Consider the following 10,528-nt stretch of genomic DNA (forward strand, 5'->3'; position numbering starts at 1 on the left):
ACGCGACCAACGGCGGCGCACTGCTGTGGCAACACCTCTTCTGGTTCTTCGGCCATCCGGAGGTGTACATCATCGCCCTGCCGTTCTTCGGCATCATCAGCGAAGTGATCCCGGTGTTCTCCCGAAAGCCGATGTTCGGCTACATGGGCCTGATCGCCGCGACCATCGCCATCGCCGGCCTGTCCGTGACCGTGTGGGCCCACCACATGTACGTCACCGGCGGCGTGCTGCTGCCGTTCTTCTCCTTCATGACCTTCCTGATCGCGGTCCCGACCGGTGTGAAGTTCTTCAACTGGATCGGCACCATGTGGAAGGGCTCGCTGTCCTTCGAGACCCCGATGCTCTGGGTGATGGGGTTCCTCGTCACGTTCGTCTTCGGAGGGCTGACCGGCGTCATGCTCGCCTCGCCGCCGCTGGACTTCCACATTTCCGACTCGTACTTCGTGGTGGCGCACTTCCACTACGTCGTCTTCGGCACGGTCGTCTTCGCGATGTTCTCCGGCTTCCACTTCTGGTGGCCGAAGATGACGGGCAAGATGCTCGACGAGCGCCTGGGCAAGATCACCTTCTGGACGCTGTTCACCGGCTTCCACGGCACCTTCCTCGTCCAGCACTGGCTGGGCGCCGAGGGCATGCAGCGCAGGATCCCCGACTACCTGGCGGCCGAGGGGTTCACGACGCTCAACACCGTCTCCTCCGTCTTCTCCTTCCTGCTCGGTTCGTCGCTGCTCCCCTTCTTCTACAACGTCTGGAAGACGGCCAAGTACGGCGAGTCGGTCGGCGTGGACGACCCGTGGGGCTACGGCCGCTCGCTGGAGTGGGCCACCTCCTGCCCGCCGCCCAGGCACAACTTCGCCGCCCTGCCGCCGATCCGCAGCGAGTCCCCCGCGTTCGACCTGCACCACCCGCCGGCACCGCTGCGCGAAGGGGAGTTGACCGCACGATGAGCGCCGACGAGACCCGGACGCTGGTCCAGGAGATCGAGGGTCACCTGCTGCTCGCCGCCGCACGCGAGGAGGGCCGTGCGGCGGCCGCCCGGCTGACCGCACGTCTGGGCTGGCTCACCGACACCCAACGCCACGAACTGGAGGGGCGGTTCGAGGAGGAGTACCTGGCACTGGCCCGCGCCTCGTGGCGGCGCACCGCCGAGCGCGCCGAGGAGCTGCGGCAGGACTACGCAGGGCGGTACCGGGCGCTGCGCCACCGGCTGGTGGCCTGCTGCGTGCTGGGCTGCGCCCTGCTGGCGGCGACGGGCCTGCTGGCCCTGGCCGCCGTCTGAACGCGTCTTCGGAGTGTGCGGCCCGGCCGTGTCAGCCGGTGGTCAGCACCATCCGGAAGCGGGCCCGGCCCGAGAGCATCCTCTGGTAGGCCTCGGCGGCTTCGCCGAGCGGGACGGTCTCGGTCATCGGGCGGATGCCGTGCAGGGCGCTGAACGCCATGGTGTCCTCCACGTCCTGCGCGGTGCCGGACGGGTGGCCGCGGACGATACGGCCGCTCATGAGCAGCTGGACCGGGCTGACGGCCATCGGCTCGGGGGCGGCGCCGATGACCACCAGTTCGCCGCGGGGCGCGAGACCTTCGACGGTGGCCGTGATGGCCTCGGAGTTGCCGGCGGTGGCCAGCACGACCTGGACACCGCCGAGTGACCGCAGGGCCTCGGCGACCGGGGTGCCGGACGTGCTGTCGACGTAGTGGTGGGCGCCGAGTTGCCTGGCGAAGTCGGCCTTCTCGGCGCCCCGGGCGATCGCCACGGTCTCGAAGCCCATGGCGGCCGCGTACCGCACCCCGAGGTGGCCGAGGCCGCCGATGCCCAGCACCGCGACCCGGTCGCCCGGCTCGGCGCGGCTTCGTCGCAGCCCGTTGAACGTGGTCACGCCCGCGCAGGCCAGCGGTCCCGCGTCGGTCGCCGCGAGCGCGTCGGGGATGCGGGCCAGGGCGTCGACGGGAGCGATCACCTTGTCGGCGAAGCCTCCGTCGTAGGTCCATCCGGGGACCTTGAGGTCGGCGCAGACGATGAAGTCGCCCTGGCGGCAGGGCGTGCAGTGGCCGCAGCTGCCGCCGAACCAGCCGACCGCCACCCGGTCGCCCGTCCGGTACCCCCAGTCCTCCGTGCCCTCGCCCAGTTCCTCCACGCGCCCGGCGATCTCGTGCCCGGGGACCACCGGAAAGGTGACGCCCGGCAGCGCGCCGTCCACGAAGAGGGCGTCGCTGTGGCAGATCCCGCACGCCTCCACGGCGATCCTGACGTGGCGGGGCCCGGGCCGCGGCACCTCCCGCTCGGTCAGCTCGAAGGCGCCTCGGGCGGCCGTCACCTGCGCGACTCGGTAGGCAGTCATCTGTCTCTCCGCGGAACGAGTACGACGGTCCCCCGCACCAGCAGACCAGCTCCCCGCCGATCCCGCGCGGCGAGAACGGCCTCCAGTCTTGTCGTGCACACATCTTGTCGGGCGGTCGGCCCTTTCCTTACTTTTCAGTAAGTTCACTGTGAGCGCGCACGTGTCCACATCCCCCACGAGGAAAGAGAGCAGTCATGCCTGCCCCCAGAACCAGGCACCTTTGCTCCATGGCCGCCGCCCTCGTCCTGGCCGTCGCCGGCCCGGCCACCGCGGCCTCCACCGCCTCCGCCGCGCCGGCCGCCTCCGGCGGACTGCGCGAGGTGCTGTTCGTCGGCAACAACTGGGACGGCACCGCCGACGTCATCGAGTCATCCGGCGACTTCGCCAAGGTGGGCCGGATCGACGTCGTACCCGACAGGGCCCAGCGGATGGCGGAGATCAACGCCGACCCCGTCAGGTGGATCTACTTCCAGGCCATCCGCAACGGCGTCGGTGAGGGACACGACCAGTTCGCCGACGACATGTACTCCACCCCGGACGGCCGGTCGGTCGTGGTGTCCAGGCCGAGCTTCGCGGACGTCGTCTCGCTCGACCTGGCCACCGGCAGGGTCAACTGGCGTTTCGCCGTGTCCGGTTACCGCGCCGACCACATGGCGGTCTCCCCGGACGGCACCCGGGTGGCGGTGTCCGCCTCCACAGCGAACACCGTGCACGTGCTCGACATCGCCACCGGAAGACAGCTGGGCTCGTTCGCGACCGGCGACAAGCCGCACGAGAACATCTTCACCAGGGACGGCAAGTACATCTGGAACATGTCCATCGGGGACGTCAACACCGCGCTGGACGGTCCGGGCTGGGACTGGACCAAGGGCGACCGGCACATCACGGTCGTGGACGCGACGACGTACAAGCAGGTCAAGGTCATCGACATGCGCCGGCGGCTGGACGCGTTCGGGCTCGGGGACTTCTCCGACGCGGTGCGTCCGGCGGTCTTCACCCCCGACGAGTCCAAGCTCTACTTCCAGGTGTCGTTCTTCAACGGCTTCCTGGAGTACGACGTCGCCGGCGACCGGATCACCCGGCTGAAGACCCTGCCGAAGAACCCGGCGACCAGCGAGGACCGCACCACCTGGGTCAACGACTCGCGCCACCACGGTCTGTCCATGAACCCGCAGGGCACGAAGCTGTGCGTCGCGGGCACCATGGACGACTACGCCACCGTCGTCGACCGCGCCACGCTCCAGGAGGGCCCGGCGGTCCCGGCCTCCAAGCCGTACTGGGCGACGGTCAGCGGCGACGGCAAGGACTGCGTCGTCTCCGAGAGCGGCGCCGACCAGGTGACGGCGATCGACTTCGCCACGGGCCGGAAGGTGACGTCCGTCCCGGTCGGCGACCATCCGCAGCGCGTCCGGCTGGGGCACGTGCAGGCCGGCTGGCCGGGCCCGAACGGGGGTTAGGCGACCTGCGGTCTCCGGGGCGCCCCCGTGCCCGGAGACCGTACGGGCAGCCGCGGTCAGCCGGCCGTGCGGTCCCCCGCCCGGCGCGTCAGCCCCAGCAGGTACTCCTTCCGGTTCAGCGGGTTGAGGTCGGTGCGCGGCCGCTCGGGGACCGGCCCGCGGGTGACCGGCGCGTAGTGGTCGAAGGCCGACTCCAGCTCGCCCTCGCCCCGGGTCAGACCCGGCAGCCGCTGCCCCAGCTCGTGGACCCGGGCGGCCGGCACCGTGCCCTGGAGCACACAGTGCGTGCCCTGGACGGCGGTGGACTCCGGTACGGCGCCCAGCCGGGCGAGCACCGGCAGCAGCGCGCCGAGCGTGTCCGCGGGCGCGTCCAGGCGGAAGCCGTGCACCGGTTCGTGCACCAGGCTGCCGGCCCGGCGCAGCGCCTGGGCCAGCACCAGCGGGGTCAGGCCGCGGAAGTCGTGGCCGGTGCTCGACATGCTCTTGTCGAAGCCCTGGTGGGCGTGGCTCTGCCGGGGCGAGTAGCCGGCATGGGTCATGGTGACCGTGCAGTCGGTGACCCGCCAGCCGTGCAGTCCCTGGCCCAGGGTCTCGCGGACGGTGTCCTCGACGGCCTGGAAGAAGGCGTAGGGCATCGAGCCCAGCTCCACCTCCAGCCGGAACCCCACGCCCGAGCCGGGCGGTGCCGGGTCGACGCGCAGGCCCACCGTGGCCAGGAACGGATTGGCGTCCTTCTTGTTGAACTCCACGGCGCATCCGGTGCCGGCCGGCCGTTCGACGCACAGGGTGGTCGTCTCGCGGAAGGTGACGTCCAGGCCGTACTCGTCGGCGAGGGTCGCCTGGACGACCTCCTTCTGCACCTCGCCGTAGAGGGAGACCGACGTCTCCTCGCGCACCGCGTCGTGGCGCACGCCGATGAGCGGGTCCTGTTCGGCGAGCTGGGTGAGCGCGAGGTGCAGCGCTCGCCGGTCCGCTCCGGGGCCGGGGACGACGACGGTCTCCAGGGTGGGCGGCGCGAAGTGGTGCTCGTACGCCGTCCCCGGCGTGCCGAGCGCGTCGCCGACCCGGATGCCGCCCAGGCCCCACACCTTCACGATCCGGCCCGCGCCGGCGCTGTCCCGCCGGTCGTCGGCGCCGCCGTCGAAGACGCCGAGGGCCGTGACCCGGCCCTCCTCGCGGCCGTCGGCGGCCCGGCTCCGCTCCGGCCGGCCGCCGGCCGGGTCCCCGGCCCGGCCGGGCCCGAACGGGACGCGGTCCCGGACGCGCAGGGTGCCGGACCGGATCCGGGCGTAGGCCACCTTCTCCCCCGCCGGGCCGCGCTCCACCTTGAAGACCGTGGCCGCGAGCGGGCCGTCCGGGTCGCCGTCGGCGACGGGCAGCAGGCGCTCGATGCCGGCGGTCAGCTCGGGCACCCCGGCGCCCGTGACGGCGGAGCCGAAGTACACCGGATGGACGGCCGCCCGCCGGGTCTGGGACGCGAGCGCGGTGCACAGGCGGCCGTCGGGCACACCGCCGTCCAGGAAGGCGGCGAGCAGGTCGTCGTCGTGGCCGGCGAGGGTGTCCAGCGCGGCCGGACCGAGCGCGGGGACGAAGCGGGCGTCCCGGGTGCCGAGGGCGGCGGTGCGTCCCATGGGGACGAGCGGCACGGCCAGCCTGCGCGCCATCTCGCGGAGCACGGCGTCGTCCCGGGCGCCGCGCCGGTCGATCTTGTTGACGAAGACCAGCGTGGGGATGCGCAGCCGCCGCAGGGTCCGCATCAGCACCCGGGTCTGCGCCTGGACGCCTTCCACGGCCGAGACGACGAGGACGGCGCCGTCGAGGACCCCGAGCACCCGCTCGACCTCGGCGATGAAGTCCGGGTGGCCGGGGGTGTCGATGAGGTTGACGGTGACGCCGCCGAGCGGGAAGGAGACGACGGCGGACTTGATGGTGATGCCGCGCCGCCGCTCCAGCGCGAGGGTGTCGGTGGTGGTGCTGCCGGCGTCGACGCTGCCGATCTCGTCGATCACTCCGGCCGTGTGCAGCAGCCGTTCGGTCAGGCTCGTCTTACCCGCGTCGACGTGCGCGAGGATTCCCAGGTTGAGCAAGTGCACTGAGTGTCATGTCCTTGTGAGAGCGGGTCATGGATACCGGGACGGACATGGACGGTGCGCGCATGATCGCTCCTGGCTCTCTCGGGAACTCGACGGGAGCAGTGCAGCAGAACGGCGGTCTCCGGACCAACGGATTAATCTTCAACTACGTGGGGCCCGGGAACGCGCGACAGGTGAACCGAGGAGCGGACCATGCGTGAGATGTGCGCCGAGCTGGAGCGCTGGTACGCCGCCCGGATCCCGTTCGGGCTGGCCACGGTCGTCGCCGTCAGCCGCAGCGCGCCGCGCGGGCCCGGCGCCGCGATGGCGGTCGGCCCGGACGGCGAGGTCGTCGGCAGCGTGTCCGGGGGCTGTGTGGAGAGCGCGGTGTTCGAGCTCGCCCGGGAGGCCGTCACGAGCGGCGAGGCCCGGCTGGAGACGTACGGCTGCAACGACGAGGACCCGTTCGCGGCCGGGCTCACCTGCGGCGGCGAGATCACCGTCCTGGTACGGCCCGTCACCGCTGCCCGGGACCCATTGTTCGGCGCGGTCGCCGCGTCGGTCATGGGCGGCGAGCCGGTCACCGTGGCGACGGTGACCGACGGACCCGCGCCACGCGGCTCCACCCTCGCGGTGTGGTCCGCGACGGTGGCCGGCGGGCTCGGGTCACGCGGTCTCGACGCGGCGGTGGCCGCCGACGCGCGCGGAGGACTCGCCCCCGGCGCCACCGAGCTGAGGCAATACGGGCCCGGCGGTGAGCGGCGCGAGGACGCCGTCTCGGTGTTCCTGCAGTCTTTCGCGCCACCACCGCGCATGCTGGTGTTCGGCGCCGTCGACCACGCGGCGGCCGTGGCCCGGATCGGTGACTTCCTCGGCTACCGGGTCACCGTGTGCGACGCCCGCCCGGTGTTCGCCGCGCCCCACCGGTTCCCGGACGGCGCCGAGGTCGTCGCGGACTGGCCGCACCGGTACCTGCGCGGCACCCGCACCGACGAGCGCACGGTGATCTGCGTCCTGACCCACGACCCCAGGTTCGACGTCCCGCTGCTGTGCGAGGCGCTGCGCCGGCCGGCGGCCTACATCGGGGCGATGGGCAGCCGGCGCACCCACGAGGACCGGCTGCGCCGGCTGGTCGACGCGGGCCTCGTGGGCCCGGAGCTGGCGCGGCTGCGCTCCCCGATCGGCCTTGATCTCGGGGCCCGTACACCGCAGGAGGTGGCGGTGTCGGTGGCGGCGGAGATCGTCGCGCTGCGGTGGGGCGGCAGCGGGGCGCCGCTGAGCGCGACGAGTGGGGCGGTCCATCCGCGGCCGGTGCCCTGAGGACCGCGACGGGTCCGTCCGCTACTCGGGGTCGCCGGCCACGCGCGCGTGCAGGTGCTGGTCGTGCCAGCCGTCGGCGTGCAGCAGGGCGCCGCGCTGGGTGCCCTCGAACGTGAATCCGGCCTTCTCGGCCACCCGGCAGGACGCCAGGTTGCCCGTCGAGTGGCACAGCCGCAGCCGGTGCAGGCCCAGGTCGTCCAGGGCCCACCGGGCGAGCCGCCGCGTGGCCGCGACGGCCGTGCCGCCGCCACGCGCCCCGGGCAGCAGCCAGTAGACGAGTTCGGCGGCGCCGCCCGCCAGGTCGACGTCGTTCAGTCCGATGAGCCCGGTGGCCGGGCCGTCCGGCCGCGCGACGGCCCACACGGCGCCGGTCTCGGCCCGCCACCGCTCGTGCATGCGGGCGATCCGGGTGCGGGCCTCGGCGTGGTCGGCGACGGCGAACAGGTTCCATCGCCGGATCGCGGGGTCCTGCCCGGCGGCGAGCAGCGCGCCGGCGTCGTCCGCCCGCCAGGGCCGCAGCAGCAGCTCTCCCGGCAGTTCGAGGACGGGCTGGTCACTGCCGGCCATGCGGCCCGCGGGTACGGCGTCGGGTATGCCGGGGCTGGAGATCATCCCGGCATCCTCGCACGGCCCGCGGCTACCGTGGCGGCAGCCGGTGCAGGGTCACGTCGGTGAGCGCCGCGTCGGCGACCGTCGCGGTGAGGTAGGTGCAGTGGGGCTGGCGCCGCCGGTCGGTCGGTGAGCCGGGGTTGAGCAGGCGCAGGCCGCCCGGGGCGGTGGTGTCCCAAGGGATGTGGCTGTGCCCGAAGACGAGGACGTCGAGTTCGGGGAAGCGGGCGGCGCAGCGGGCCTCGCGGCCCTGGGCGGGGCCCGTCTCGTGGACGACGCCGAAGCGCAGGCCGCCCAGCTCGGCGTGGGCCACCTCGGGGAGCCGGGCGCGCAACTCGGGCCCGTCGTTGTTGCCGTACACGGCGACCAGCCGCCGGCTGCGGCTCTCCAGCAGGTCCAGGGTCGCGGTGTCCACCCAGTCCCCCGCGTGGAACACGACGTCCGCGCGGGGGAGTTCGGCGAGCAGCTGCTCCGGGAGCCGCTTGGCGCGCTTCGGCAGGTGCGTGTCGGACATCAGCAGGAGGCGCACGCCGTCACCCTACGCGGCCCGCGAGGTCAGCCGGCGGATGCCGCTCACGGCGCCCAGCACGGCGGCGCCCGCGCCGAGGGCGGTGGCGGCGGGGTGCCGGACCAGGGTCTCCTGCCAGGAGCGGGCGTGGGCGCTGTCGTCGAAGGCGCCGTGGGCGCCCTGGTCGTCGGCGGGTCGCCGGTCGACCGGCTCGAAGAGGTTGTCCAGGCCGGTCGGCGGGCGGCCGTCGTCCTGCTGGGAGCCGAAGCCGGTGCGGGCCAGGTAGCGGTCGAGCAGGGCGGGGGCGAAGCGGTTCGCCCACAGGGTGGCCACGGTGGTGCCGCCGACGTAGTACTGCTTGCGGCGGGGATGGTCGGCCGCGTACAGCACGCCGCGCGCGGCCACCTCGGGCTGGTAGACGGGCGGCACCGGCATCGGGTGCCGGGACAGCCGGGAGCGCACCCAGGTGAACTGCGGGGTGTTGACGCCCGGCATCTGGGCGACGGTGACGTGGACGTTGCTGCCGCGGTGCAGCAGCTCCGTGCGCAGGGAGGAGGTGAAGCCGTTGATGGCGTGCTTGGCGCCGCAGTAGGCCGACTGCAGCGGGATGGACCGTTCGCCGAGTGCCGAGCCGACCTGCACGATCGTGCCGCGGTCGCGGGGCAGCATGCGTGTGAGTGCGGAGCGGGTGCCGTTGACGAAACCGAGGTAGGTCACCTGGGTGGTCCGCTCGAACTCCTCGGGGGTGATCTCGTCGAACGGCGCGAACACGCTGGAGAAGGCGCAGTTGATCCATACGTCGATGGGCCCCAGCTCCTTCTCGGCCGCCTCGGCGACGGCTTCGACCTGGGCCGGGTCGGCCACGTCGGCGGGGCGGACCAGGGGGCGCCCGCCGAGTGCGGCCACCTCGTCGGCCGCCGCCTCCAGGCCGCCCTCGCCGCGCGCGACCAGCACGACGTCCGCGCCGCGCCGGGCGTACAGGCGGGCGGTGGCGCGGCCGATTCCGGCGCTGGCGCCGGTGATGACGACGGTGAGGGGCATGTTCCTCTCCTTCTTCGGGATCCAGGGCGGTGACTCGGCATCGGGCGCGGCGGGACCCGGCACGTGACGGCTCATCCGACCCGGTAGGGCTCGGCCCGCTCGGCGGCGAGGCTGAGGCCCAGTCCGGGTGCCCCGTCGGCGCCCGGGGTGACGCTGCCGCCGCCGGGGTCGAGGACCCCGTCGAACAGCAGCCGTTCGATGCGGACGTGGTCGTGGAACCACTCGAGGTGGCGCAGGTTGGGCACGGCGGCGGCCACGTGGGCGTGCGCGTGGGGCGCGCAGTGCCCGGAGACGTCCGTCCCGCGCGCGTGGGCGAGCGCGGCGGCGCGCAGCCAGACGGTGATGCCGCCGCACCGGGTGACGTCGGCCTGGAGGCAGTCGACGGCCCCGGCGGCCAGCATGTGCTCGAAGTAGGGCAGCGTGTAGCCGTACTCTCCGGCGGTGACGTCCATCGGGACCCGGTCGCGGACGCCGGCGAGGGCGGCGAGGTGGTCGGAGGACACGGGTTCCTCGAACCAGGTCACCCCGTGGCCGGCGAGCGGGCCGGCGAGGCGTACGGCCTGCCCCGCGGTGTAGGCGCCGTTGGCGTCCACGTACAGCTCGGCGGTGTCGCCGACGCTCGCCCGCGCGCGGGCGACCCGTTCCAGGTCGCGGGTCTGGCGGGTGCCCCGGGACTCCCCGATCTTGATCTTGACGCGGGGGATGCCCTGTTCCTCGGCCCAGCCGCGCAGTTGCCGGTCCTGGCGCTCGGCGTCGTAGGTGGTGAATCCGCCGCTGCCGTAGACGGGCACGTCGTCGCGGGCGTTGCCCAGCAGCCGGACGAGGGGCAGGCCGAGCAGGCGGGCCTTGAGGTCCCACAGGGCGATGTCGACAGCGGCGATCGCCTGGGCGCAGACGCCGGGCAGTCCGGCGTTGCGCACGGCCCGGCACATGCGCTCGTTGGCGCGCGGCACGTCGCACGCCGGCAGGCCGGTGACGGTGCTGGCGAGCAGTTCGCGGACGATGTGGGCGGTGGCGGCGGGCGCGTAGGTGTAGCCGAGGCCGGTGGTGCCCGCGCCGCGGACGGTGACCAGGACGAGGGTGGTCGCGTCCCAGGCGAGGGTGCCGTCGGCCTCGGGGCTGTCGGTGGGCACGGTGTAGACGGCGGTGTCCACGGCCTCCACGGCCGGCAGATCGGTCATGGCG

Annotated in this window: 10 protein-coding genes; 4 read left to right on the forward strand and 6 right to left on the reverse strand. The window is 73.4% G+C overall.

What is annotated here, in order from left to right; all coding sequences use genetic code 11:
• Nucleotides 1-947 (forward strand): cytochrome c oxidase subunit I (locus IE177_RS11340; protein ID WP_190015135.1); only part of this gene is annotated, 947 nt, incomplete at its 5' end.
• Entirely contained in the window at nt 944-1,279 is a 336-nt protein-coding gene (locus IE177_RS11345) for a hypothetical protein (RefSeq protein WP_190015136.1), read from the forward strand. The genes IE177_RS11340 and IE177_RS11345, both read left to right, overlap by 4 nt.
• Before the next feature lie 31 nt (nt 1,280-1,310).
• Here IE177_RS11345 and IE177_RS11350 read toward each other — a convergent pair whose 3' ends face one another.
• Nucleotides 1,311-2,336 carry an alcohol dehydrogenase gene (locus IE177_RS11350; RefSeq protein ID WP_190015137.1) on the reverse strand — a complete coding sequence of 342 codons (1,026 nt, stop codon included), beginning with the start codon at nt 2,334-2,336 and terminating at the stop codon, nt 1,311-1,313.
• 194 nt (nt 2,337-2,530) lie between these two features.
• Here IE177_RS11350 and IE177_RS11355 point away from each other — a divergent pair, with 194 nt between their 5' ends.
• On the forward strand, nt 2,531-3,793 hold the full coding sequence (locus IE177_RS11355) for a YncE family protein (RefSeq protein WP_190015138.1): 1,263 nt from the start codon (nt 2,531-2,533) through the stop codon (nt 3,791-3,793).
• A 56-nt stretch (nt 3,794-3,849) separates the two neighbouring features.
• Here IE177_RS11355 and IE177_RS11360 read toward each other — a convergent pair whose 3' ends face one another.
• Nucleotides 3,850-5,886: an elongation factor G gene (locus tag IE177_RS11360; RefSeq protein ID WP_190015139.1), complete on the reverse strand. Its 2,037-nt coding sequence runs from the start codon at nt 5,884-5,886 to the stop codon at nt 3,850-3,852.
• Between the two features lie 192 nt (nt 5,887-6,078).
• On the opposite strand from IE177_RS11360, the gene IE177_RS11365 reads away from it, so the two are divergent.
• Complete coding sequence (locus IE177_RS11365; RefSeq protein ID WP_190015140.1) at nt 6,079-7,185, forward strand: XdhC family protein; 1,107 nt, start codon at nt 6,079-6,081, stop codon at nt 7,183-7,185.
• A 21-nt stretch (nt 7,186-7,206) separates the two neighbouring features.
• Here the strand turns inward: IE177_RS11365 and IE177_RS11370 are convergent, their stop codons facing one another.
• The 4 genes from IE177_RS11370 to IE177_RS11385 all read right to left on the reverse strand — a co-directional run bounded on the left by IE177_RS11370 (nt 7,207) and on the right by IE177_RS11385 (nt 10,524).
• Complete coding sequence (locus IE177_RS11370; protein WP_190015141.1) at nt 7,207-7,797, reverse strand: GNAT family N-acetyltransferase; 591 nt, start codon at nt 7,795-7,797, stop codon at nt 7,207-7,209.
• 25 nt (nt 7,798-7,822) lie between these two features.
• Nucleotides 7,823-8,323 (reverse strand): metallophosphoesterase family protein, encoded by a 501-nt coding sequence (locus IE177_RS11375; protein ID WP_190015142.1) that lies wholly within the window; start codon nt 8,321-8,323, stop codon nt 7,823-7,825.
• 9 nt (nt 8,324-8,332) lie between these two features.
• On the reverse strand, nt 8,333-9,343 hold the full coding sequence (locus tag IE177_RS11380; protein ID WP_190015143.1) for an SDR family oxidoreductase: 1,011 nt from the start codon (nt 9,341-9,343) through the stop codon (nt 8,333-8,335).
• Nucleotides 9,344-9,414: 71 nt separating this feature from the next.
• A complete protein-coding gene (locus IE177_RS11385) occupies nt 9,415-10,524 on the reverse strand; it encodes an enolase C-terminal domain-like protein (RefSeq protein ID WP_190015144.1) in 1,110 nt (369 codons plus the stop codon).
• Nucleotides 10,525-10,528 lie beyond the last annotated feature (4 nt).

This window comes from Streptomyces lucensis JCM 4490 (assembly GCF_014650035.1).
GTDB lineage: Bacteria > Actinomycetota > Actinomycetes > Streptomycetales > Streptomycetaceae > Streptomyces > Streptomyces lucensis.